Origin of the sequence: Rhizobium hidalgonense (assembly GCF_002914525.1) — a bacterium.
GTDB lineage: Bacteria > Pseudomonadota > Alphaproteobacteria > Rhizobiales > Rhizobiaceae > Rhizobium > Rhizobium hidalgonense.
In genome coordinates, this window is record NZ_LODW01000061.1 from 1 (window position 1) to 24,542 (window position 24,542).

21 protein-coding genes are annotated in these 24,542 nt (G+C 62.9%); 12 read left to right on the plus strand and 9 right to left on the minus strand.

Annotation, left to right across the window (positions count from 1 at the left end; genetic code table 11):
- Nucleotides 1-286 precede the first annotated feature (286 nt).
- The 4 genes from ATY29_RS19715 to ATY29_RS19730 form a co-directional block, all read right to left on the minus strand.
- Entirely contained in the window at nucleotides 287-2,500 is a 2,214-nt protein-coding gene (locus tag ATY29_RS19715) for a 3-hydroxyacyl-CoA dehydrogenase NAD-binding domain-containing protein (RefSeq protein ID WP_003570496.1), read from the minus strand.
- Between the two features lie 14 nt (nucleotides 2,501-2,514).
- On the minus strand, nucleotides 2,515-2,898 hold the full coding sequence (locus ATY29_RS19720; RefSeq protein WP_025415292.1) for a cupin domain-containing protein: 384 nt from the start codon (nucleotides 2,896-2,898) through the stop codon (nucleotides 2,515-2,517).
- 2 nt (nucleotides 2,899-2,900) lie between these two features.
- The gene (locus ATY29_RS19725) at nucleotides 2,901-4,109 is read right to left on the minus strand and encodes an acetyl-CoA C-acetyltransferase (RefSeq protein ID WP_003570499.1); all 1,209 of its coding nucleotides are present in this window, start codon (nucleotides 4,107-4,109) and stop codon (nucleotides 2,901-2,903) included.
- Between the two features lie 99 nt (nucleotides 4,110-4,208).
- Nucleotides 4,209-6,005, minus strand: coding sequence for an acyl-CoA dehydrogenase C-terminal domain-containing protein (locus tag ATY29_RS19730; RefSeq protein WP_003570502.1), 1,797 nt, complete (start codon nucleotides 6,003-6,005; stop codon nucleotides 4,209-4,211).
- 239 nt (nucleotides 6,006-6,244) lie between these two features.
- Here ATY29_RS19730 and ATY29_RS19740 point away from each other — a divergent pair, with 239 nt between their 5' ends.
- From ATY29_RS19740 to ATY29_RS19775, 8 genes are all read left to right on the plus strand, one after another.
- On the plus strand, nucleotides 6,245-6,934 hold the full coding sequence (locus ATY29_RS19740) for a DNA-3-methyladenine glycosylase I (protein WP_003570504.1): 690 nt from the start codon (nucleotides 6,245-6,247) through the stop codon (nucleotides 6,932-6,934).
- Between the two features lie 98 nt (nucleotides 6,935-7,032).
- Entirely contained in the window at nucleotides 7,033-7,398 is a 366-nt protein-coding gene (locus ATY29_RS19745) for a VOC family protein (RefSeq protein WP_003570505.1), read from the plus strand.
- 328 nt (nucleotides 7,399-7,726) lie between these two features.
- Complete coding sequence (locus ATY29_RS19750) at nucleotides 7,727-11,500, plus strand: peptidoglycan-binding protein (protein WP_097537087.1); 3,774 nt, start codon at nucleotides 7,727-7,729, stop codon at nucleotides 11,498-11,500.
- Between the two features lie 462 nt (nucleotides 11,501-11,962).
- Nucleotides 11,963-12,886, plus strand: coding sequence for a sulfite exporter TauE/SafE family protein (locus ATY29_RS19755; RefSeq protein ID WP_003570507.1), 924 nt, complete (start codon nucleotides 11,963-11,965; stop codon nucleotides 12,884-12,886).
- On the plus strand, nucleotides 12,886-13,686 hold the full coding sequence (locus ATY29_RS19760; protein ID WP_003570509.1) for a TIGR02186 family protein: 801 nt from the start codon (nucleotides 12,886-12,888) through the stop codon (nucleotides 13,684-13,686). The genes ATY29_RS19755 and ATY29_RS19760 overlap by 1 nt, the downstream gene beginning before the upstream one ends.
- 189 nt (nucleotides 13,687-13,875) lie before the next feature.
- On the plus strand, nucleotides 13,876-14,433 hold the full coding sequence (locus tag ATY29_RS19765) for a dihydrofolate reductase family protein (RefSeq protein WP_097537088.1): 558 nt from the start codon (nucleotides 13,876-13,878) through the stop codon (nucleotides 14,431-14,433).
- 107 nt (nucleotides 14,434-14,540) lie between these two features.
- Nucleotides 14,541-15,479 carry an alpha/beta hydrolase family protein gene (locus ATY29_RS19770; RefSeq protein WP_097537089.1) on the plus strand — a complete coding sequence of 313 codons (939 nt, stop codon included), beginning with the start codon at nucleotides 14,541-14,543 and terminating at the stop codon, nucleotides 15,477-15,479.
- A gap of 127 nt (nucleotides 15,480-15,606) precedes the next feature.
- Entirely contained in the window at nucleotides 15,607-16,188 is a 582-nt protein-coding gene (locus ATY29_RS19775; protein WP_097537090.1) for a transglycosylase SLT domain-containing protein, read from the plus strand.
- Between the two features lie 226 nt (nucleotides 16,189-16,414).
- On the opposite strand, the gene pdeM is transcribed toward ATY29_RS19775, so the two are convergent.
- The 3 genes from pdeM to ATY29_RS19795 are packed head-to-tail and all read right to left on the minus strand — an operon-like array spanning nucleotide 16,415 to nucleotide 20,372.
- The gene (gene pdeM, locus ATY29_RS19785; protein ID WP_097537091.1) at nucleotides 16,415-17,140 is read right to left on the minus strand and encodes a ligase-associated DNA damage response endonuclease PdeM; all 726 of its coding nucleotides are present in this window, start codon (nucleotides 17,138-17,140) and stop codon (nucleotides 16,415-16,417) included.
- Nucleotides 17,141-17,165: 25 nt separating this feature from the next.
- The gene (locus ATY29_RS19790) at nucleotides 17,166-19,691 is read right to left on the minus strand and encodes a ligase-associated DNA damage response DEXH box helicase (protein ID WP_097537092.1); all 2,526 of its coding nucleotides are present in this window, start codon (nucleotides 19,689-19,691) and stop codon (nucleotides 17,166-17,168) included.
- A 48-nt stretch (nucleotides 19,692-19,739) separates the two neighbouring features.
- Complete coding sequence (locus tag ATY29_RS19795) at nucleotides 19,740-20,372, minus strand: YitT family protein (RefSeq protein WP_025415287.1); 633 nt, start codon at nucleotides 20,370-20,372, stop codon at nucleotides 19,740-19,742.
- Nucleotides 20,373-20,499: 127 nt separating this feature from the next.
- Between ATY29_RS19795 and ATY29_RS19800 the strand changes: the two genes are divergently transcribed.
- Together ATY29_RS19800 and ATY29_RS19805 are read left to right on the plus strand one after the other, a co-directional pair.
- Nucleotides 20,500-21,000, plus strand: coding sequence for an RrF2 family transcriptional regulator (locus ATY29_RS19800; protein WP_025415286.1), 501 nt, complete (start codon nucleotides 20,500-20,502; stop codon nucleotides 20,998-21,000).
- A 21-nt stretch (nucleotides 21,001-21,021) separates the two neighbouring features.
- Nucleotides 21,022-21,483 carry a carboxymuconolactone decarboxylase family protein gene (locus ATY29_RS19805; protein WP_003570522.1) on the plus strand — a complete coding sequence of 154 codons (462 nt, stop codon included), beginning with the start codon at nucleotides 21,022-21,024 and terminating at the stop codon, nucleotides 21,481-21,483.
- A 328-nt stretch (nucleotides 21,484-21,811) separates the two neighbouring features.
- On the opposite strand, the gene ATY29_RS19810 is transcribed toward ATY29_RS19805, so the two are convergent.
- Both ATY29_RS19810 and ATY29_RS19815 read right to left on the minus strand, forming a co-directional pair.
- Nucleotides 21,812-22,447, minus strand: a complete 636-nt coding sequence (locus ATY29_RS19810) for a YitT family protein (RefSeq protein ID WP_003570525.1) — start codon at nucleotides 22,445-22,447, stop codon at nucleotides 21,812-21,814.
- 206 nt (nucleotides 22,448-22,653) lie between these two features.
- Nucleotides 22,654-23,586 (minus strand): class I SAM-dependent DNA methyltransferase, encoded by a 933-nt coding sequence (locus tag ATY29_RS19815; protein WP_097537128.1) that lies wholly within the window; start codon nucleotides 23,584-23,586, stop codon nucleotides 22,654-22,656.
- 142 nt (nucleotides 23,587-23,728) lie between these two features.
- On the opposite strand from ATY29_RS19815, the gene ATY29_RS19820 reads away from it, so the two are divergent.
- Entirely contained in the window at nucleotides 23,729-23,995 is a 267-nt protein-coding gene (locus tag ATY29_RS19820; protein ID WP_003570529.1) for a DUF6460 domain-containing protein, read from the plus strand.
- A gap of 1 nt (nucleotide 23,996) precedes the next feature.
- The gene (locus tag ATY29_RS19825) at nucleotides 23,997-24,494 is read left to right on the plus strand and encodes a CAP domain-containing protein (RefSeq protein ID WP_097537093.1); all 498 of its coding nucleotides are present in this window, start codon (nucleotides 23,997-23,999) and stop codon (nucleotides 24,492-24,494) included.
- Nucleotides 24,495-24,542: the final 48 nt, after the last annotated feature.

The window sequence follows — 24,542 nt, forward strand, 5'->3', positions numbered from 1 at the left end:
CTCAACGCAATCATCCGGGACCAGAAAGCATGGCAAAACGCTTGACTTCCAAGACAGTCGCTCTGCCCTACCGGGCATCTCCTCCACAAGGAGGGAGATCGGCAAGAGGTCAACGCTCGGTCCCCCTCTATCGCTGTGCGGATCGCCAGACGGTAGTTATTTGGGGAAGCCGGTGCTTCCAGCCGATCTCCCCACCTGTGGGGGAGATGCCCGGCAGGGCAGAGGGGGGTGCCCACGGCACGGCGGCGGCAAAGATGGTCCCGTTAAACCAAGACCGCGAAAACGGCTAAGCCGCCTGCCCGACCTTCGCATAGGGATCGAACCGCCCATAAAACGTCTCGCCCCTAGCGGCCATATCCTTCAGCAACGGTGTCGGTTCGAAGTGCCTTCCGTAAGTTCTTGCTAACTTTTCAGCCAACTCCACGAAAGCCTTTACGCCCATCCCGTCGATATAGCTCAGGGCGCCGCCGGTATAGGGCGCGAAACCGAAGCCGAGGATTGAGCCGACATCGGCTTCGCGCGGATCGGTGACGATGCCTTCCTCGACGGTGCGGGCGGCTTCGAGCGCGATGGTAACGAGGAATCGTTGTTTGAGGACGTTGACGTCGACCTCATCCGCCTTCTTCTGCGGGTAGAGGCTCTTGAGATCGGGCCAGAGAGACTTCTTCGCCGGCTTCGGCGGATAGTCGTAAAAACCCTTGGAATTCTTGCGGCCGAAACGGCCCTCCTTTTCCACCATGCGGGCGATCAGCTCCATATGCCTGGGGTCGATGGCTTTGTCACCGAGGTCGGCGACCGTCGCCTTGAGGATTTTCAGCGACAGGTCGATGGCGACCTCGTCGTTCAGCGCCAAAGGCCCAACTGGCATGCCGGCCATTTTGGCGGCATTCTCGATCATCGCCGGCGGCACGCCCTCGATCAGCATGTCGTAGCTTTCCGACATGTAACGCAGCACGCAGCGATTGACGAAGAAGCCGCGGGTGTCGTTGACGACGATCGGTGTCTTCTTGATCGCCGCGACATAATCGAGAGCGACGGCAAGCGCCCGATCGCCGGTCTCCGCGCCGAGGATGACTTCGGTCAGCATCATCTTTTCGACAGGCGAGAAGAAGTGGATGCCGATGAAATCGGCCGGGCGCTTGGAATTTTTCGCCAGTCCCGTGATCGGCAGGGTCGAGGTATTGGAGGCGAAGATCGCGCCTTCCGGCAGCACGGCTTCAACAGCCTCGATGACCGATCTCTTCACCTCGCGATCCTCGAACACCGCTTCGATGACGAGATCGGCATTGGCAAGGGCGGCATAGTCCGCCGAGGGCGTGATGCGGGAGAGCAGTGCTGCCGCCTCGTCCTGCGTAAACCGTCCCTTACCGATGGAATCCTTGACCAGGCCTTCGCAAACGGCCTTGCCCTTGGCAGCAGCCTCCATGTCGCGGTCGATCAGCGTCACGGGAAGGCCGGCGGCGGCGGTGACATAGGCGATCGAGGCGCCCATGAAGCCGGCGCCGACGACGCCGACATGTTTCAGTTCGGTCTTCGGCTGACCGGCCGGGCGGCGGGCGCCCTTGCCGAGTTCCTGCATGGAGATGAACAGCGAGCGGATCATCGAGAAGGCTTCGCGACTCTGCAGCACCTCGGTGAAGTAACGCTGCTCGATCTTCAGGCCGGTGTCGAACGGCACCTGCAGGCCTTCATAGACGCATTTCAGGATGGCGAGCGCTGCCGGATAATTGCCCGATGTTTCCCGGCGCAAGATCGCCGGCGCCGCCGGCCAGAGCTGTGCGGAGGCCGGCGTCCAGATGCCGCCGCCCGGCGCCTTAAAACCCTTCTCGTCCCACGGAGCGATCGGCTTCAGGCCGTCCTTGATCATCTGCTTGGCAGCGGGGATGAGTTGATCCGGCTCGACCACCTGATGCACGAGGTTCATCGCCTTGGCGCGGGAACCGGTCAGCGACTGGCCCGTCGTCATCATCTGCAGCGCGTCCTGGGCATTCGCCAGCCGCGGCACACGCTGGGTGCCGCCGGCGCCGGGGAAGATGCCGACCTTGACCTCGGGCAGCGCGATCTTGACGCTCTTGGCATTGGAGGCGACCCGGCCGTGGCAGGCGAGCGACAGCTCAAAGGCGCCGCCCATGCAGGTGCCGTTGATCGCCGACACCCAGGGCTTGCCCGAGGTTTCAAGCTTGCGGAACAGGCCGGACATGCGGCCGACCAGACCGAAGAGGGTCTGCACCGCCTTTTCCGGGCTCTTTGCCTTCTCCTCGTGGTAGGAGCTGAACATCGACTTGATCATCGACAGATCGGCGCCGCCGGAGAAGGAGGATTTGCCCGAGGTGATGACGACACCCTTGACGGCGGCGTCAGCGGTCGTGGCGTCGATAATAGCGTCGAGTTCGGCCATCACCTCCGCGGTGAACACATTCATCGACTTGCCGGGCATGTCCCAGGTGACGAGAGCGATGCCGTCGGCGTCGGTTTCGAGCGTGAAATTGGTGTAGGTCATTGGATTCCTCCCGATCAGGCCGGCAAATGGCTGCGCTGCGCGTCCACGGTCTTTGTCTTTCCGGTGACGACATCGCCAGTGTGCTTGGTTTGCGACGGCTCGAAAAGCACGATCCAGCACTCTTCCTCAGCCACCGGATTGTGCTCGACACCCCTAGGCACGACATGAAAATCGCCGGCCTTCAGGTGCACATGGGGACGGTCGCGATATTCGATGGTAAGCGCGCCCTTCCAGATGAGAAAGAGTTCATCCTCGTCACGGTGGGAATGCCAGGTGAGCTGCCCCTGGACCTTGGCGAGTTTGACGCTCTGGCCGTTGAGATCGGCGATGACGCGGGGTGACCAATGCTCGGTAACCTCGGTGTATTCGGTTTCGATCGTGCCGGTGTTGAAACCCATCGTCAGACCCTTTCGATAACCGTTGCCGTGCCCATGCCGGCACCGATGCAGAGCGTCACCAGCGCGGTGTTGAGGTCGCGGCGTTCGAGTTCGTCGAGCACGGTGCCGAGGATCATCGCGCCGGTGGCGCCGAGCGGATGACCCATGGCGATGGCGCCGCCATTGACGTTGATCCTGTCGTGGTCGATGTCGAAGGCTTGCATGTAACGCAGCACCACGGCAGCGAAGGCCTCGTTCAGTTCGAAGAGGTCGATGTCCGTAAGGCTCATGCCGGTCCGTTTCAACAGCTTCTCGGTGACGTCGACCGGCCCGGTCAGCATCAGGGCTGGATCGGAGCCGATATTGGCGAAAGCCTTGATGCGGGCGCGCGGCTTGAGCCCCATGCTTTCACCGCCGGCCTTGGAGCCGAGCAGGACGGCGCCGGCGCCGTCGACGATGCCGGAGGAGTTGCCGGCATGGTGGACATAGTTGATGCGCTCGATCTCCGGATGGGCCTGGATGCCGACGGCCTCGAAGCCGCCCATCTCGCCGGGCATCTGGAAGGACGGATTGAGCGAGGCGAGCGCCTGCATGTCGGTGCCGGGGCGCATGTGCTCGTCGGTTGCCAGGATCGTCAGGCCATTCTGGTCCTTGACCGGGACGACCGACTTGTCGAACCAGCCCTGTTCCCAGGCATGGGCGGCGCGCTTCTGGCTCTCGACGGCGTAGGCGTCGACATCGGTCCGGCTGAAGCCGTATTTGGTGGCGATGAGATCGGCCGAGACGCCCTGCGGCATGAAATAGGCCGGGAAATTTACCGAAGGGTCCATGAACCAGGCGCCGCCCGACATGCCCAAGCCGACGCGGGACATGCTTTCCACCCCGCCCGCGATGACGATGTCGTCGGCCCCCTGGGCGATCTTGCCGGCGCCGAAATTGACGGCGTCGAGGCCCGAGGCGCAGAAGCGGGAGATCTGCATGCCGGGCGCCCTGGTGGAGTAGCCGGCTTCGAAGGCGGCTGCCTTGGGAATCACGGCGCCGGCATCCATGACCGGATCGACGCAGCCCATGATGATGTCGTCGACGGTGTTGGTGTCGAGCCCGTTGCGGTCGCGGATCGCCTCCAGCGTCTTGGCCGCGAGGCGCACGGAGGGCACCTCATGCAGGGCGCCGTCCTTCTTGCCGCGGCCACGCGGCGTGCGGACGTGATCGTAAATGAAAACCTCGGTCATTTCCTCATCTCCCTGCGGCAATCTCTCTTGCCTCGAATCTTGGAAGGAGGAGAAAAGACCCCTCCCCAGCCCTCCCCACAAGGGGGAGGGAGAAGTGGCTCAGAACGCTTCGGCGGCCAGTTCCATCATGGTGTCGGCGCCGGCCTCGATGCGGGCCTTGCGCAGCGCTGTTTCCGGCATGATGCGCTCCATGAAGAATTTCGCCGTGATCAGCTTGTTCTTCAGGTAATCCTCGCGGTCTCCACCGCTCGTTGCCAGCCCATCCTCGGCGGCTTTGGCCATCTTCGCCCACATATAGCCGAGCACAACGAGGCCGAAGAGGTGCATGTAATCGGTCGAGCCGGCGCCGGCATTGTCGGGCTTGGCCATGGCGTTCTGCATGAACCACATGGTCGCGGCCTGGACGTCGTTCAAGCCCTTCTTCAGATGCTTGGTATAGAAGGCGAGCTTTTCGTCGCTGCGGTTCTCCTCGCAGAAATCGCCGATCTCCTTGAAGAGGGCCATGGCGGCGCGGCCGCCGTTCAAGGCGAGCTTGCGGCCGACGAGATCGAGCGCCTGAATGCCGTTGGCGCCTTCATAGATCATGGCGATGCGGGCATCGCGCACATACTGGCTCATGCCGTGCTCTTCGATATAGCCATGGCCGCCGAAGACCTGCTGGGCCATGACAGCATGGTCGAAGCCCCGGTCGGTCATCACGCCCTTGAGGATGGGGGTGACGAGACCGAGAATGTCGTCGGCCGTCTGGCGCTCCGTCTCATCGGTGGCGCGGTGGGCGATATCGGATTTCAGCGCGGTCCAGAGCAGGAAGGCGCGGCCGGCCTCGTTGAAGGCGCGGATGGTCATCAGCGTGCGGCGGATATCGGGATGGACGATGATCGGATCGGCCTTTTTATCCGGCGCCTTGACGCCGGACAGCGAGCGGCCCTGGATGCGGTCGCGGGCGTAGGCGGCGGCGTTCTGATAGGCGATCTCAGAAATGGCGATGCCCTGCAGGCCGACCATCAGGCGGGCCTCGTTCATCATCACGAACATGGCGGCGAGGCCGCGGTTTTCAGCGCCGATCAGGAAACCCGTCGCCTCGTCGTAATTCATGACGCAGGTAGCGTTGCCGTGGATGCCCATCTTGTGTTCGATCGCGCCGCAGGAGACCGCATTGCGGTCGCCGAGGGCGCCGTCCTTGCCGACCAGGAATTTCGGCACGATGAACAGTGAGATGCCCTTGGTGCCCTCCGGCGCGCCCTCGATGCGGGCAAGCACCAGGTGGACGATATTGTCGGCCAGGTCATGTTCGCCGGCGGAGATGAAGATCTTCTGGCCGGATATCTTGTAGCTGCCGTCGGCTTGCGGCACCGCCTTGGTGCGCAGCATTCCGAGATCGGTGCCGCAATGCGGCTCGGTCAGGTTCATGGTGCCGGACCAGGAGCCGCCCACCATCTTCGGCAGGTAGGTATCTTTCTGCTCCTGCGTGCCGTGGACGAGGATCGCGGCGATCGCGCCCTGCGTCAGGCCGGGATACATCATCAGCGACATGTTGGCGGCCGAGGTATATTCGCCGACGGCGGCATGCAGCGTATAGGGAAGCCCCTGGCCGCCGAATTCCTCCGGCACCGCAAGGCCGATCCAGCCGCCTTCGCGATAGGCCTTATAAGACTCCTTGAAGCCCGTCGGCGTCGAGACGCTGGCATCGTCATGGCGCGTGCAGCCTTGCTGATCGCCGGAATAATTTACAGGGAAGAGAACTTCCTCGGCCACCTTGGCCGCCTCGCCGAGAATCGCTTCGATCATATCGGGCGTCGCGTCGGCAAAACCGGGAAGATTGTTATAGCGTTCGAGGCCCAGCACGTCGTTCAGGACGAAGAGCGTATCGTTCACCGGGGCCTTGTAGACTGGCATCTCTCAAATTCCTCCCATTCGATTGCCGGGTCGCGCCGGCCTTGGGCACTGTCTTACAAAATATTGACGTTTGCGTAAACGTCAAAATCTGCACCTGTGCCATCTTTCGCGAAAAAATTTGCGAGCGCGAGTCTGCAACTGCTGAAGGCTGACGAAACGTCATCTCCCCTTCCTTGTCCATCGTCGAACGGCGTATAAGCGGGAAGGCTTTTAAAACCGCAGATCGGGAATACTTCAGGATGATCAGTTTCGAGGCGATAAGGCAGCGGGCGGAGCAGCGGAAAGGCGGAGCAGCCGCACTTCAGGCAATGCTGGAGAAACACCGACCGGATCACGACCGGCTGCGCGCCACGCCCGACGACCGCATCCTCGCCGATATGACCCGGCGCATCTTCTATAGCGGCTTCGTCCAGAAGGTGATCGATGCGAAGTGGCCGGGCTTCGAAGCGGCGTTTTCCGGTTTCGATCCTTCAATGCTGAATATTGCACCCGACGACTATTGGCATGAGTTGACCTCGGACGAACGGATCATCCGCAACGGCGCGAAGATCATGTCGGTTCGCGCCAATGCCGCCTTCATCCGGGAGTTGTCGAGAGAACACGGCAGCGCCGGCGCCTTTTTCGCCGACTGGCCGCGGGAAGACCAGATCGGCCTTCTTGAGCTGTTGAGCAAACGCGGCAACCGACTCGGCGGCATGACCGGGCAATACTTCCTGCGCGGCATCGGCCGCGACAGCTTCGTTGCCACGATGGATGTGCTCGCCTGCCTCAGATCGGCCGGCGTGCCGCTGTCTGACTCCGGCACGGCGAAAAAGGACCAGCCACTGATCCAAAAGGCCTTCAACGACTGGGCGGACGAGACCGGCCTGTCCTTCATCCACCTCTCGCGCATCAGCGCCTATTCGATCGATGCGGGAGAGCCGCACTGAAATTCCGGCCGGAGGTTAACGCCTGAAGTCAAACAACTTTCGCGCCCGATGCGAACAGGATAGGCTTCGCATCTTCAATGCTGGCTGGGAGGACACCGATGCCGCGCCTGGACCACGTTACGATCGAAACCCGTGATGCACCTGTCATGATCGGCTTCCTGGAAACCTTGCTCGGCGTCAAAGAAGGCTATCGCCCACCCTTCGCCTCGCCCGGCCACTGGCTCTATCTCGACGGACTGCCAGTGATCCATCTCAGCCTGAAATCGCGCAGCAGTGATTTTCCGCCGGGGATCTTCAACCATGTCGCCTTCAGCCTTTACGAATTCGGTCCGGCGCTGGAGCGCATCAAGGCGACCGGCTACCGCTACGAATATTTCGATATTCCCGACACAGATCTCGGCCAAGTCTTCGTTTACGGCCCCGAAGGCGTGAAGATCGAGCTGCAATATCCCCGGCCGGCCTGAGCCAGGCGATCGCCCGATGTGACGAATTCAACGGCAATTGCCGTTAAAATTGGCCTTTCAAACACAAACGTTAAAAAATTCTCATCGAGATTAACGGCTTGTTTACCACGTTTCGTGAAAGGTGCGGATTGAGCAGTAGCAATCCGCATTCCTTTTGTCAGTCTCGCGTTTCCTGGGGATGCCGCTACATCGTTCAGCTTGAGGAAAGTCTAATTGACTATCTTCTCATGAAGGGTGCGCTCCGGTGTGCGGCACTGCCGCGGCCGCAGAGGGATAAGCCAAGGATCGAGCTCTGACGAGAGGTCGAGCAGTCGAAGCGAGCAAGAAGATGAACGGATCGCGATCAAATCCTTCCCGACAGTCCGACAGGACCTCGCTCGATGCGCTGAACCGCACGATCGAAGGGCTGGAGGCACGCATCGAGGGGCTGATGGGCAGCGGGCGCGAACCGCGACCGCGCACGGCAACGCCCGAGCGCGATCCCAATGCGGGCTCCAACGCCCCGCGCCCCGCGAGGCCGCCGCTCGAGCAGCGGCCGGATCCACTCGCCGAAATCCGCCAGCGCCAGCGCGCCCTTGAAGCCGGCCGTGAGCGGCCCTTCACACGCGAGCCGGCCCCGCAATTGCGCGAACCAGTACCGCGCCCCGCACCGCAGGCAGCACCCGCCTTCCGCGCCGGCGACGATACGATGACGGAGATCGCCCAGGCGCTCGTCAACCTGCGCCAGGACCTGAAGCGCGACATTTCCGAGGGCGTCACCCGCGAGATGAACGCGCTGCGGAGCGAACTTCGCGAGATCAAGATCAATGCCGGCGACGGCGGTTTCGCCGACGACATGCGCGCCGATATGGGCCGCCTTGCCCAGAGCATTGCTCAGCTCACCGGCCGCTCGGCCGGCCCGGAGGCTGCCGGCCTGCGCGAGGATTTCGAGGAGCTGCGCTCGCTGATGGACGGGCTGGCGCGCGAGGATTCGCTGCGCCACATGGAAAACCGCTGGGACGGCTTCGAGAACCGGCTTGCCGCACTCGATACCGAGGGGCTGCAGGAAGAACTGGTGTCGCTCGCCTACCGGCTCGACGACATCAAGCGCCATATCGGCGGCATGGGCGAAAGCCCGGCGGTCCGGGCGCTGGAGGACAAGCTCATTGCCATCGCCACGGCGATGGAGCAGTTCGGCAATATGATCCAGCCGCACGACCGAGTCATGTCCGAACAGTTCGCCGCCATGGACACGCGGCTCGACGAGATCAGCCGAGCGATCGCCGCCAGCGGGCGCGCGGCCGCCACCAACGATCCGGCGCTGATGCAGCGGCTGGAAGGCCGGCTTGCAGCGCTTGCCGATCAGATCGACCTGATGAGCCATGATGCGGCCAACCGCGTAAACCCGGCCGATGAGCTGGCGATGCGGCTGGAGGCGCTGACATCCCGCGTCGAGGAACTGACCAAGGCGGAAGCGACGTCGCGGCTCGACGAGCGGCTGGAACATCTGTCCTATCTGCTGGAGCACACGCACAAGACGGCGCAACCCGACCTAACCGGACCGCTTTCCGACATTTCCCGCAAGATCGACGCGCTTGAGAACGGCGCGGTCAACGACGTGCTGGCGCAGCGGCTCGACTATCTCGCCCGGCGCATCGACGAAATGGCCTATCAGCCGCCGGCGCCGGCTGCCGCAGTCGACGACAGCGCCTTCCAGCGTCTCGAAGGACGGCTGAGCGACATCGCCGCCCGGCTGGAAGAGAGCACGGCGGCAGCGCCGACCGATCCGCGCGCGCTGAAGAACCTCGAAGACCAGATCGCCAATCTTTCGGCCCTGATGAGCGCGCCGCGTGAAAGCGCTGTGATGCCCGCCGATCTCGACCGGCGCATGGGCGCGATCGAAGACTATATGGCAACCAGCGACGAATATATCATCGAGGCGGCACGCCAGGCAGCGGAAGCCGTCGTCGAGGCCTATTCGCGCCATGGCGGCCCGCAGGGTGGCGTGCCCGCTGCCGACATGTCGGCACTGACGGCGCTGGCCGAGGATCTGCGCCACCTCGAGGATATCAGCCGCGACAGCGAGGAGCGTACGCATAAAACCTTCAAGGCGCTGCACGAGACGCTGGTGCATATCGCCGACCGCCTCGACGGCATGGAAGAGCGCGGACGGCCAGTTGTCGCGCAGATGCCGGTGGCCGACGTCGATTTCGATATCGATCCCTACGCCTTAATGGTGGCCGAGGCCGAGATGAACAAGGCGCCGCCCGCCGCCCCGGCGCAGAAGGCCTCTGCTGTCATCCACGCCGCAGAGGTCGCGGCCGAACCTACCGCTCCGGCACAAGCCACCGCCATGAGCGGAACCAGCGCGATCGCCATCGAGGCTGCGACCAGGACGCCGGAGGCTGCGACAGCGGCGCCGGCAAAGGTCAGCCTGCTCGCCAGTCTCGGCAAGCGGCTGCTGCCCGGCAAGAAAGCCGAAGCCCGCGCAACCGAACGCCCGATGATCGACCCCGCGCCGTCGATCGATCCAACCGACGTGGTGCCGACGGATGCGGCAAACGAGCTGCTTGAGCCGGGCTCGGGCACGCCTGACGTCAAGAAGATCCTTGAGCGTGTCCGCGCCAGCCAGAGTGCTGCCCGCGGCAAACCTGCCGCTGAGACCGACCGCGCCGATTACATCGCCGCTGCCCGCCGCGCCGCGCAGGCGGCCGCGATGGAAGTGGACGCCAATCCGAAGCCGGCGGCCGTCAAGGCCGAGAAGAAGGGTGCCGACAAGGCCGGCAAGACTTCCGACAAGACGGATAAGACAGGCAAGACCAGCGCCTTTTCGCGCTACCGGCGGCCGATCCTGCTGGCGGTCGGCGCCGTGCTGCTCGCCATCATGGCCTTTCCGCTCGCTCGGACGCTGACGAGCGGCGAACGCGCGCCGCAGCCTCCGGCCGAGGTCTCGGCGCTGACCGGCGCAGCGGAAAACCCGTCGCCGGCCTTGCCTGAAGGGACGCCTGCCCAGCCGGACAGCAATGCGGCAGAAACCGCCGCCGCCACAGCAGAGGCAACGCCACCCGCCGGCGAGCAGATACCGGCCGAAGCAATCCCGCCGGTTGCGGGCGATCATCTGACCGACGCGACACCGCTCGACGGCGAAGGGGCTGCGACGCTTGCCCCCGCCGCCCCATCGGGTGCGGTGCCGGAGACATCGGGCTTCGTTGCGAATACGCCGGCGGCAAGCGCGCCGCAGGCCACTATTACCATTCCCGACACCATCCAGCCGAAATCACTCGCCGATGCGGCGCAGGGTGGCGATGCGCTGGCGCTGTTCGAGATCGGCGCGCGCTTTTCCGACGGCCGCAACGGCATCACCGTCGATCAGAAGCAGGCGGCGAGCTGGTACCAGCTTTCGGCCGACAAGGGTTTTGCGCCGGCAGAGTACCGGCTCGGCAGCATGTACGAGAAGGGCAACGGCGTCGAACGCGACATCGCCAAGGCCAAGGGCTTCTACGAACAGGCGGCAAACCAGGGCAATGCCAGCGCCATGCACAATCTCGCCGTACTCTACGCCTCCGGCGCGCTCGGCCAGCAGGATTATGCGACGGCGGCCTCGTGGTTCACCAAAGCCGCCAACCTCGGCATTACCGACAGCCAGTTCAACCTGGCGATCCTCTGCGCCCGGGGCAACGGCGTTCCGGCGGATCTCGAAGAATCCTACAAATGGTTTGCGATCGCCGCCAAGGCCGGCGACAAGGATGCGGCGCAGAAGCGCGACGAAGTGGCCAATGCCATGAAGCCCGATCAGCTCGAACGCGCCCGCGCCAAGGCCGATCTCTGGAAGCCGGAGCCGCTCGACCACCGCACCAATGCCATCGACATTCCCGACGAATGGGCGGGAACGGGCCTGAAGACGGCAAGCGTCGACATGAAAAAGGCGATCCGCAACATCCAGGCGATCCTCAACAATAACGGCTTCGACGCTGGAACACCGGATGGCGAAATGGGCGCAAAGACCGTGACCGCGATCAAGAGCTTCCAGAAGTCGATCGGCCAGGAGCCGGATGGCAAGGTGACCGACGCGACGGTGAAGGCGCTGCTCGAACGCAACAAGCCGGGCAGCAAGGCGATCTGAGACGGGTTGTTTCGACGCGGGCGAGCGGCGAGGTCAACCCCTCATCCGCCTGCCGGCACCGACCGGGGTCGAGCCACGTGTCTCGACCCGTCCGTCGGACCCCGCTTGCGGGGCGATGGGGATATGCCGCACCGGCTTCCTCCATCTCGACGTTGCTTTGGCACGTCCCCTCGCCGCGTTTTTCCGGGAAGAGGGTTAGGGTGAGGGGCAGCTATCGCCAGCCTTGCGGCGTTCTGCCACAAGGCTTTCCGCAATTTTTCCACCGCTCGTCACAAAACCTGAAAAAAGCCGGATTATGCGGGAGAGATCGATCCGCGCATCGCCGAATCTCCTGCCATCGATCTCCATCGCCAATCGGGGCCGATCGAAAGCCTCTGGCAACGATTTCACAGTATGGTGCGCATTCGAACGGGGACGTGACGGAAACCGCCCGCCAGGCGCGGTCATCATTCGGGGTCGGTTGTGACAATCTATCTGCCAATCGCAGAATTGTCGGTGAACATTTTCATCATTCTCGGCATGGGGGCGGCCGTCGGATTCCTGTCTGGAATGTTCGGCGTCGGTGGCGGCTTTCTGATCACGCCGCTGTTGATTTTCTACAATATTCCCCCGGTCGTTGCGGTCGCGACCGGCGCCAACCAGGTCGTGGCGTCGTCGATCTCCGGCGCGATCACCCATTTCCGGCGCGGCACGCTCGATGTCAAACTCGGCACGGTGCTGTTGATCGGCGGCCTCACGGGTGCGACGGTCGGCATCTGGATCTTCTCGCTGCTGCGCGCCATCGGCCAGCTCGATCTGATCATCTCGCTGATGTATGTCATTTTCCTCGGCACCGTCGGCGGGCTGATGCTGCTCGAGAGCATCAATGCCATGCGGCGGGCGGCGCGCAACGAGCCGCCGGCGCCACGCAAACCCGGCCACCAGCACTGGGTGCACAGGCTGCCGCTGAAGGTGCGGTTCAAGAAATCAAAGATCTTTCTCAGCGTCATTCCGATCGTCGCGCTCGGCTTTGCGATCGGCATCCTGACCTCGATCATGGGTGTCGGCGGCGGCTTCATCATGGTGCCGGCGATGATCTACCTGTTGCGCATCCCGACCAATGTCGTCGTCGGCACGTCGCTGTTCCAGATCATCTTCGTCACCGCCTATACGACGATCGTGCAGGCAGCGACGAACTTTTCGGTCGATATCGTGCTCGCCTTCATCCTGATGGTGGCGGGCGTCATCGGCGCGCAATACGGCGTGCGCGTCGGCCAGAAGCTGCGCGGCGAGCAGCTGCGCGCCCTGCTCGGCCTGCTGGTGCTCGCCGTCGGCCTGCGTCTGGCGATCGCGCTGGTGGTAACGCCGGCCGACGTCTATTCGGTGGTGATAGGAGCCGGCAATTGATGCGCCTGCTTGCCGCCGTCATCGCATTCCTTTGCCTGCTGCCGGCGGTGGCCGGAGCGCAATGGCTGCCGGGGCAGTCGACCGAGGCGGTGCGCGAAGGCTTGGAAATCGGCACGTCGACGAGCGAAATCGCCATCACTTCAGATTTCCACGGCGCCGATCTGACGATCTTCGGGGCGCTGTCGAATACCGACCAGCTGCTGCTCGCCATCGGCCAATATGACGTGGTGGTGGTGCTGGAGGGGCCGCGCCAGGATGCGACGGTGCGCAAGAAGGAGCGCGTCTTCGGCATCTGGGTGAATACCCGCTCGATGACCTTCGAATCCGTGCCGCACTCCTATTCGATGTCGAGTTCGCGGATGATCGACGACCTGACGACGCCGCTCGAACTGACCGATCAGGGGATCGGCATCGACCACATTCCGTTGACGCCGGTCGGCTTCGTCGGCGATGGCAGCAATCTCGGCGAATTCCGCGATGCCTTCCGGCGGCTGCAGCAGGGCGGCGGCTTCTACGACCGCAACCCGAGCGGCGTGCGCTTCGTTTCCTCCAACCTTTTCAAGGCGAGCCTGCGCCTGCCGGCCAACATTCCGAACGGCGTCCACACCGTGCGCGCCTATCTCTTCAAGAGCGGCAATCTGGTGACCCAGGAATCGCTGCCGCTGCGCGTCATCAAAACCGGCATCGAGCAGACGATCACCGATGCGGCGCATGGCCAGCCGATCCTCTACGGCTTTGCATCCGTGGCTCTCGCCGTCATCACCGGCTGGGGCGCCAGCCTGATCTTCCGCAAGGATTGAGCTGCCTCAAGGCGCCGCACTCGAGCAATTTCCAGAGCAATTGCAAAAAAGTGTGATGCGCTCTCTCCGGAGATGCCGCCTCCACTCGTTCTGCCTCGGAAAAACCGCTTGCATTTTGATATCGGTTAATCTAGCTTTCAACCAGTTGCGGAACGCAACCGGTCGAAGATGAACTGAAGGAGGATGGAAATGAGAAAGCTTATCGTCTGGGACCTGATGACCCTCGACGGTTATTTCGAAGGCACGAAGCCGTGGGACATCGATTTCCACAATCTCGCCTGGGGACCGGAGCTGCAGCGTTATGCCGAGCAGTTCGGCGAGGAAGGCGACCTGCTGGTCTTCGGCCGCAAGACCTATGAGGGCATGGCTGCCTATTGGCCGACCGCCGAGAGCGAAGACACAATCAAGGCCTATATGAACGGCATCGCCAAGATCGCCGTGTCCAGAACGATGACTGAGCCCGGCTGGAACAATGCCCGTGTCGTCAGCGATCCGGTCCCGGAATTGACGCGGCTGAAGCAGGAGGACGGCAAGACGATTTTCCTCTTCGGCAGCGCGGCGCTTGCCGACAGCCTGCTGAAAGCCGGCCTTGTCGATGAAATCAGGATCTGCGTCGTGCCCGTCATCCTCGGCGGCGGCAACCCGCTTTTCAAGCCTGCACAGGATCAGGTGCCGCTGAAGCTCATCGACACCGCGACGACGGCAAGCGGCGCGGTGATCCTGCGCTATGAACCGGCCAAGGCATAGTACGTTAGACTATGTGATGATTGCGGCGGCCGCTTCTGTTGGCCGCATCCGGCTTTTCCTCCCGAAATCCCGCCTCTATCATAGCCCGCGACCAAGGGAGGCGGTGCATGGCAGAGGGTATGGACCTGCCGCTTGCGGAAGAGCGAAATAGCCGTCCGAGCGAAGGCGCGCCGGTCGAGATCCGCTGCACTGACGGCGTCGTGCTCGGCGGGCATATCTGGGGCTCGAGCGCGGCAAAAGCTTCCGCCAGCGTCATCATCAATCCCGCGACCGGCGTGCTTGCGCGTTATTATCACTATTACGCCCGCTTCCTTGCCGCTCACGGTTTCGACGTCCTGACCTATGATTACCGCGGCATCGGGCGTTCACGGCCGGCGCAGCTCAAGGGCTGCGGCTATCGCTGGCGGGAATGGGGCGAAAAAGATTTCGACGCGGCGCTGTGCTTCATGGACGGACGGTCGGATCAGCCGATTTACGTCGTCGGCCACAGCATCGGCGGTTTTCTCCCGGGCTTGTCGAAACATGCCGGCCGCATCGACCGCATGCTGACGATGGGGGCCCAATATGCCTATTGGCGCGATTATGCGCCGGAGCACCGGATGCGGCTCTTGATGAAATGGCACGTCGTCATGCCGGTGCTGACGGCGCTATTCGGCTACTTTCCTGGCAAACGGCTTGGCTGGCTCGAAGATCTGCCGGCCGGCGTCGCCCATGAATGGAGCTTTCGTCGGGCGCGCATGGAGATGAGCCACCCGGCGGCCGAGCGCGACGAGGTGCTAGCGCGTTTCGCCGCCGTGACCGCGCCCGTCCTTGCCGTTGCTATGTCCGACGACGAACTTGGCACCATGCCGGCAATCCGCCGCACGCTTGCCTATTACCGCAATGCCAAGATCAGCCAAGTGCTGCTGCAGCCCGCCGATCTCGGATTTAAGGCAATCGGCCATTTCGGCCTCTTCCACGCACGCCATGCCGAGGGTTTCTGGCGCGATAGCATCGCGTGGCTAAGCCACGGCATCCATCCCTGGCCAGCACAGGCAAGCATCTAAAGCAGGTTGTCGTCCGAAATGCGCGGCGCGCTTGAATGCGACCCGCCATGGGCAACTTCGTATTCGACTAAAAACCGGTCCTTAACATTTACGAGTTAGTAATCTCTCGGAAACGAGAGGTTTTGTCATGCGTACTCGTATCGTTCTGACCGCCGTGGGTCTCGCGCTGCTTGCCGGCTGCGCGACGGCGCCGAAGCAGACGCGGAACATTTGCGCCGTCTTCGACGAGCGCGACGGGCTTTTCTCCAGCTGGCAGAGTGCGGCCGAGCGGACCGAGAAGAAATACGGCGTACCGGTGCCGATCCTGATGGCGACGATGTATACCGAATCCGGCTTCCAGCCCTATGCGCGGCCGCCACGCACCAAGCTGTTTGGCTTCATTCCCTGGACCCGGCCTTCGACCGCCTACGGCTATTCGCAGGCGCTGGACGGGACGTGGGATCACTATCAGTCGCAGACCGGAAACTGGACGGCGCGGCGGGCGAACTTCGCCGACGCGATCGATTTCATCGGCTGGTATCACGCCCAAAACAGCGCCGAGACCGGCATTCCGCTGAACGATGCCTATAATCTCTATCTCGCTTATTATTCCGGCCCAACCGGATACAAACGCGGCGACTGGCGCTCGAACGGGCAATTGCAGCAGACGGCGCAGAAGTTCGCGCGGATGGCCGGGACGTATCAGCAGCAGTTGCAGGGGTGTAATTGAGTTCAAGGGTGTGCGGTCGCACCCCCTCTGCCCTGCCGGGCATCTCCCCCACAAGGGTGGAGATTGGCTAGACGCAAGGGCTTCCCCAAACAACTGCCGCCCTATTGCTTTCGAGACGGTAAAGAGCGAGTGACGGTCCAACCTCTTGCCTATCTCCCCACCTGTGGGGGAGATGCCCGGCAGGGCAGAGGGGGTAACACATGGCACCCCCCATCGAGGACGAACGCTAACCCCGCAAGTTCCCATACCGGACTGAATAGATCCGATCCCGCCCCAAGAGATGCGCCACCAGCGAAGCTTTGTCGAACAGGCCCTTCATCGCCTGATGACCGAGATCGAGGCCGCCGCTCATGACGCCGAAGGCGGGCATCAGCAGGCGGGCGCCGTCGGTGGCAAAACACGGGCGGCGGACGGATTTTTCGCGGCGGCGGACAGTCGCCGAGGGGTGCAGGTGGCCGGCGATTTCGCCACTCTGCAAGCCGTTTTTGGGCTCGTGGCGGAAGGTCAGGCCGGCATAATGCATCTCGTCGGCGCAAGCGCCGGGCAGATCGACGATGCCATCGGGATCATGATTGCCGTTGATCCAGATCCATTCGCGGCCGCGCGCCATCGCCACGATCAGCGCCCGAAAATTCTCCGGCATATGCTTCGAGCCGATGCGATCGTGAAAATTGTCGCCAAGTGAGACGACGAGCTTTGGGTCGTAACGCGAGATGACCGCAGCCAGCACGGTGAGCGTCGCCAGCGTGTCATAGGGCGGCAGCATCATGCCGCGGCGGGCGAAGGCGGCACCCTTTTCCAGATGCAGGTCGGAGACGACGAGCAGGCCGGCATCCGGCAGATAGAGGGCGCCGAGCGGATCGCAGACGGCGGCAATATCGCTCACCGATGTCTCGATGCCCGGTATTGCGGCCAGTCCGGAAATGTCGCGCGCCAGCGCCAGGCGGTTCATCACAGTCGTTATTCCCAAACAAGTTTCAGGCCAGCGCCTCGGCGATCAGATCGTCGGCCGCTTCGGCGAGCAGCGCATCATGAGCCTCGCCCGGCACCGCCTCGCGTCCAATTTCCAGCATCACCGGCACGGCGAGCGGGGAAATATGGTCGAGCGGGCGATGGGTGATGTGACCCCTGATTCGCATCAGCATATCGCCAAGACGCCTTATATCCAAAAGTCCGGTTGCCGCATCCTGCCGCGTCGCCTGCAGCAGGATGTGATCGGGCTCGTGGCTGCGCAGCACGTCATAGATCAGATCGGCGGAGACGGTGATCTGGCGGCCGCTCTTTTCCTTGCCTGGATGGCGGCGCTCGATCAAGCCTGCAATCACGGCGCAATTGCGGAAGGTGCGCTTCAGCAGGAAGGATTCGTCGAGCCAGGCTTCGAGATCGTCGCCAAGCATGTCGGCATCGAAGAGGTCGGCGAGGCTGAGACGGCCATTGCCGATCAGCAGCCCCATATCCTCCAGGCCCCAGACAGCCAGCGAGTAATCGGTGGCGACGAAGCCGAGCGGCTTGGCGCCGGCCCGCTCCAGCCGGCGGGTGAGCAGCATGCCGAGCGTCTGGTGGGCGAGACGGCCTTCGAAGGGATAGGCGACCATATAGCCGCGGCTGCCGCGCGGGAAGGTTTCGATCAGCAGCTCGTCGCGCTTCGGCAGCATCGACTTGTCCTGCTGCAACGACAGCCAGTCGCGGACCTGGTCCGGCAAATGGCGCCAGCGGTCGGGATCGGCGATCATTGCCCGCACCTGCTCGGCGAGATAGGTCGACAGCGGAAACTTGCCGCCATTATAGGAGGGGATCTTCGGATCGAGCGAAAAGGCCTGCGAGGCCAGGCATTCATTTTCGCGGATGCCCTCGAAGCGCAGCACCTTGCCGGAGAAGACGAAGGTATCGCCCGGCGACAGTTGTTCGAGGAAATATTCCTCGACCTTGCCCAGCGTGGCGCCGCCGCGGCCGATCCTGCCGCCCTCGCCGCGCTTGACCATGCGGATGTTCAGCATCGGGCTTTCGACGATGGTGCCGAGATTGAGGCGGTATTGCTGGGCGACGGCCGGATTGGAGACGCGCCAGCGGCCCTCCTTGGTCTTGCGGATGCGGGCGTAACGCTCATAGGTCCGGAGCGCATAACCGCCGGTCGCGACGAAATCGACGATGCGCTCGAAGGTCTCCCAGCTGAGATCGGCATAGGGCGAGGCGCTGATGATTTCATCGTAGAGCTCCAGCATGTCGAAAGGTTCGGCGCAGGCCATGCCGAGCACGTGCTGGGCGAGCACGTCGAGCGCGCCGCGGCCGACCGCCGGGGTGTCCTGGGCGCCGATATAATTGGCGTCGAGGGCGGCCTGGCACTCCATCACCTCGAACCGGTTGGCGGGCACAAGGATCGCCTTCGAGGGCTCTTCCATGCGGTGGTTGGCGCGGCCGATGCGCTGGGCCAGGCGCGAGGCGCCCTTCGGCGCGCCGACATGGATGACGAGATCGACATCGCCCCAGTCGATGCCGAGATCGAGGGTGGAGGTGGCGACGACGGCGCGCAGCCGGTTTTCGGCCATCGCCGCCTCGACCTTGCGGCGCTGGGCGACATCGAGCGAACCGTGGTGGAGGGCGATCGGCAGATTGTCGTCATTGATCGTCCAGAGTTCCTGGAACAACATCTCGGCCTGGCTGCGGGTATTGACGAAGAGCAGCGTCGTCTTGTGTTCGAGCAGTTGCTTGTAGATATCGGGAATGGCGTATCGCGCGGCATGGCCTGCCCAGGGGATGCGCTCTTCGGTCGACAGGATCGAAATATCGGGCTTGGCGCCGCCTTCGACGACGACGAGGCCGGCATGATATTGGCTGCCCTCCTGCCCCTCGCCGCCCTGTTGGGCAACCAGCCATTTCTGCAGATCCATCGGCTCGGCGACGGTCGCCGACAGGCCGATGGTCTTAAGGTTGGGGGCAAGGCGGCGCAGGCGGGCAAGGCCCAGCGACAGCATATGTCCGCGCTTGGAGGTGACGAGCGAATGCAACTCGTCGAGCACGACATATTTCAGATCCTTGAAGAAGCGTTCGGCCTCGCGGTTGGCCAGCAGCAGGGCGACCTGTTCGGGCGTCGTCAGCAGAATATCCGGCGGATTGAGTTTTTGGCGCTGGCGCTTGGCGTTCGGCGTATCGCCGGTGCGGTTTTCTATCGTGACCGGCAGGCCCATCTCCTCGACCGGTTTCATCAGGTTGCGCTCGATATCGATCGCCAGCGCCTTCAGCGGCGAGACATAGAGCGTATGAATGCCGGTGAAGGCGGAGCCGGGCGGGATCTTGCCGCGGCGGGTGAGATCGGTGAGCGACGGCAGGAAACCGGCGAGCGTCTTGCCGGCGCCGGTCGGCGCAATCAGCAGCGTGCTTTCGCCGGCTTCGGCGCGGGCAAGCAGCTCCAGCTGATGGGCGCGCGGACGCCAGCCCTTCTCCGCAAACCAGCGGGTAAAGGCGGCAGGCAGCAGGGCGCGGGCTTCGGAATCGATCTGGTCCACATCCTGAAGGTAGTGAAAGCCTGGGGAAAAAGAAGAGCAGCCATCGCCTCACACGGCGATATAGCGGTCCTTGCGGTGATTGATGGCAATCGCGAGGTTGAGCACGACCGCGCCGAGCACGGAGCAGGCGATGATGAAGGGGCTGGCGACGAAGAAGGAGAGCGCCAGGATGACAAGGTCGAAGCCGAGCTGAACGAGGCCGGCGCGCCAGCCGAGACGGTCCTGGATATAGAGGGCGAGGATGCCGATGCCGCCGAGACTGGCGCGATGGCGGAACAGAGCCAGCATGCCGGCGCCGATGACGAGGCCGCCGAACAGCGCCCCGGCGATAGGATTGACATGCGTGATACCGATAAAGCCCGGCACGAATTCGGACAGGATCGAGGTCAGCGCGATGGCGGCGAACGTCTTGATGGTGAAGGCCGGCCCCAATCGGCGAAAGGCGAGATAATAAAAGGGCAGGTTCACGGCAAAGAAACAGAGGCCGAAGCTGAAGCCCGTCGCATAATGGGCGAGGAAGGCAAGACCGGCCGTGCCCCCGGCAAGCAGTCCCGCGCCTGACAGAAGCGAGACGCCGAGCACGGCGAGCATGCTGCCGGCGACGATGCCTTGGGCGTCGTCGAACAGCGAATGGCGGTCGGCGCTGGAATTCAGAAGGCCTGCGAAGGCGTTGGATGCCATGAATGTTCCCCTGTCGGCTTTTTCCGTCTTCTATCCCCCGCAGGGATAAAGGCAAGCAGCAAGGGTGCCTCTTGACAACCGCACTAATCGTGGATATTTTTTATCCACGAATGAAGGAGATGTCGGCATGAAGATGAGCGATGGTGTCGAGCAGGCCATTCACAGCGTCGCCATGCTGTCCGGCCTTTCCGCAGGCGGCGTTCTTTCGGCGGCGGCCCTGGCGGAATTCCACGGTGTGTCGACGAGCTATCTCTTAAAACATCTGCAGGCGCTGTCGGGCGCCGGCATCCTCGATACCGTGCCGGGGCCGAAGGGCGGCTATCGCCTGGCGAAGGCGCCGGCGGAGATTTCGCTGCTCGACATCCTGCTTGCGGTCGAGGGAGCGACACCGGCCTTTCGCTGCGCCGAAATCCGCCAGCGCGGACCGAACCCGGTCTCCGACAGCTTCTTCGCCAAGCCCTGCAACATCAGCGCGGCGATGCTTCGGGCCGAAAGGGTCTACCGGGCCGAACTCGCCAAGACCAGCATCGCCGATATCGGCATCGAACTGAATGCCCTCGACGACGGATCGATCGCAGCCCGAGGCTGCGCCTTCCTCGAAATTCATGAACGCAAGACGGCTCGCTGAGCCCCAACAAGGAGAATCACCATGCAACCGCGTTTCAATTTCGCCAAAGCCGCTCCCGATGCCTACAAGGCAGTCGCTGCGCTCGAACAATATGTCCAGTCTTCCGGACTGGAACGCCGCTTCATCCACCTGATCAAGCTGCGCGCCTCGCAGATCAACGGCTGCGCCTATTGCGTCGACATGCATGTGAAGGAAGCCCGCCATGATGGGCTCAGTGAACAATGGATCAACCTGATGTGCGTCTGGCGGGAATCGCCGGTCTATGACGCCCGCGAACGCGCCTTGCTCGGCTGGGTCGACGCCGTGACCAATATCGCCAAGACGGGCGCGCCGGACGGCGACTACGAGGCGCTGAAGGCGCATTTCTCCGAGAAAGAGATGACTGAGATCACCGTGGCGATCGGCGCGATCAATATCTGGAACCGCCTTGCCGTCGGCTTCCGCTCGCAGCATCCGATCGACCAGGTCACGAAGGCAGCCTGATCGGTATCTGGTGACTGGGATTTCATCCCGGCGACCGACCCGAAACATTCGGGTCGGTTGAATATTGCGTCACCTACGATCCGCTGTGCGGACGGCAACGGCATCAAGGCCCTCAGAGAGGTCGGTGCCGTTGAATATGTCGCGGACGACCTTCGCAATTTCCTCTGCGGAAGCGCCCCTGGCGTATTCTTCCTGCATGCGGCGTCTCACAAGCTTTTCCAAATCTGACATAGTTCACCTCATCAAATCCGGCGCGAGGGGAGTGTCGCGCCAGGGTCGATCAGAGGCAAGTTACGATCTGTTTAGAATGGGTTACCGATTTGCAATGTCACAGCGCGATATAACGATCGGCGCGGTGGTTGATGGCGACGAAGAGGTTGAGGACGACGGCGCCGAGGACGGAATAGAAGACGACCGGCGGGGTGGTGACGAAGAAGGCGGCGGCGAGCACGCACATGTCGATGACGAGCTGGACGAGACCGGCGCGGATGCCGAAACGCTCCTGCAGGTAAATGCCGAGAATGCCGACGCCGCCGAGGCTGGCGCGGTGGCGATAGAGCGCCAGCAGGCCGAAACCGAGCAACAGGCCGCCGAGAAGCGCGGCCCAGGCTGGATGGATGCTCGAAATCGAAAAGAACCGCGACTGCACATCTGATAGCACCGAGGTCAGACCGATGGCGATGAAGGTCTTGATCGTGAAGGCCATGCCGAGGCGCTTCCACGAGAGATAGAAGAACGGCAGGTTGAGCAGGAAGAAGGCGAGGCCGAAATTGACGCCGAAGGCGTAATGCAGGAGGAAAGCCACACCGGCGGTGCTGCCGGTGAGAAGGCCGGCACTGGCGAGCACATAGAGGCCGAGCGCGGCAACCAGGCTGCCGGAGAATATACCCTGCACATCTTCAATCGGGGTGTGACGGGTCGCGCTGGTATTCCAGACGCCAAGGGCATGGATGCGCTGTGTCATGTTGCCGGTCTCCAATCGCAGACGAGTTCGGGAACGCCGGAGGAAGAGCCGGACGCGAAAGATTTCCAATGTGAGTGAGCCGAAGCGCCCGCCGTTTTTCGCTGCGCCTTCTGCCGATACCGCTGCAATATCAGGCTTTTTTGGCTTCGATCAAGCGCAATAGGTAAGCGATGCTGACCTATTATAAAATCGCAAGAAATGTTCGCTCATGTCGGCTTGCACGTAAGGAACAGAATGCCCGCGACCGGTTTGCCGCCATCTTTGCGAATGACCGTTTTGACGATCTCGAGGATTTCGAGGCCGTGACGGGCAAGCAGCAGTCTGACATAGGCTTCCGAATGGGCATAACGCAGTGACGGCGCGAGATGGAAGCCCCCGCTGTCGCCCGCATCCTCGACGGAAAAGGCGATATCGGCGCCCGACGCGGCCAGTTCTTCGATGATCGCAAAGACGCTTTCGAGATTGCCGAGATACATCAACACGTCGGCTGCCGTCACCAGATCGGCGCGATGGCGCGCGGCAGCGGCAAACAGGCCGGAAAGATCGGGTGCGAGCGAGAGATCGGCCTGGGCGAGGTGATCGTAGACCTGCTTCTCGGCCGCCTTGGCCAGCATGTTCTGCGAGAGGTCGAAGCCTTCGAGACGGTCGGCGCAAGCGCGGATTTCGGGGCCAAGCAGGCCGGTGCCGCAACCGAGATCGACGGCGCATGCGTAATGCCGGCTGGTGGAGGCGACAAGGGAGGCGAGCTTCTGCGGCACGCTGTAGTCGAGTTTTTCGACGAGCGACGTTTCGAAACGGTCGGCGTAATCGTCGAACAGGCGCTCGACATAGCGGCTCGGCGGCCGGTCGGGCGTCGCTGCATCGCCGAGCAGGGCGAGCTTCAGGGCGGCGCCGAAAATGTCATCGGGATCGAGGGCAAGCGTCCGGCGATAGGCCTCGATCGCGCCTTCCCCCCTGCCCGCTTTCTCCAGATAGGTGGCGAGGCGATACCAGCCGGCCGCCCAGGTGGGCACCAGCTCCAGCGCCTGCTCCATCAGCTCGGCCGCGGCCTCCGGCTCGCCGCCTTCTTCAAGCATCCTGGCATAATCTGCGCGGCGGTCGGCGATGACATCGCCTGAGGAAAGCTGGTGAGATTGCATCATGCACCCGTTCTTTTGGGCGCATTTGGCGGCGGCCACAAAAAAACTCAAGTCCTATTTCACAGGCGAAGCCGCCAATTCCGGAAAGGGCTTGCGAGCGGCACGCCGCAACCTTATTCCAGGGGCAAACAGGAGATGGCGTATGTCCGATCAGGCGAACAGGTTCCTCGGCGATTCAATCGGCCGCACTTTGATAAAACTTATCGTGGTGTCGCTGATCGTCGGTTTCGTCATGACCGTGTTCGGTCTGACGCCATGGAACATCATCTATGGTTTCCGCGATTTCGTCCTGGAAATCTGGTACCGAGGCTTCTCGGCACTTGGGCGCGTCGGCGACTATCTCCTGCTCGGCGCCACGATCGTCATCCCGCTCTTCGTCATCCTTCGTCTTTTCAGCTATCGCCGGTAACATGACCTCCATCGATCTTTCCCGACGCGGCCTGCTGCGTCTTTCCGGACTTGCGCTCGCCGCCGGCATTGCCGGCTGCACGACCACGCCGCGGATCGCCGGCACGCCTTCGAACGGCGAGGACGAGACCGCGAGCGTGCTGCCGCTCGTCAACCAGCTGAGGGCGAAGAACGGCCTGCCGCCGCTTCGCCTCGATCCGGCAGCGCAGACGGCCGCCCTCTTCCAGGCCAAACGCATGGCGAGCGTCGGCAAGATGGCGCATCTGATCGGCATGACCGACAGTTTCGGCGCCCGCGTCAAGGCAAGCGGCGTGCAACTGCCGGCGGCTGAGAATATCGCGTCCGGCCAGCAGAGCGTCGATGCCGTGGTGACGGCTTGGATCAACTCGCCGCATCATCTGGAAAACATGCTCGGGCGCTATGACGGTCTCGGCGTCGCCGTCGCCCATAATACATCTTCCAGGAACCTGCCCTATTGGGCCATGGTGCTCTCCAGCTGAGGCGATTCGGCCCGCTGCATGAAGTGTGACAGCGTCCTCCCTGTGTCC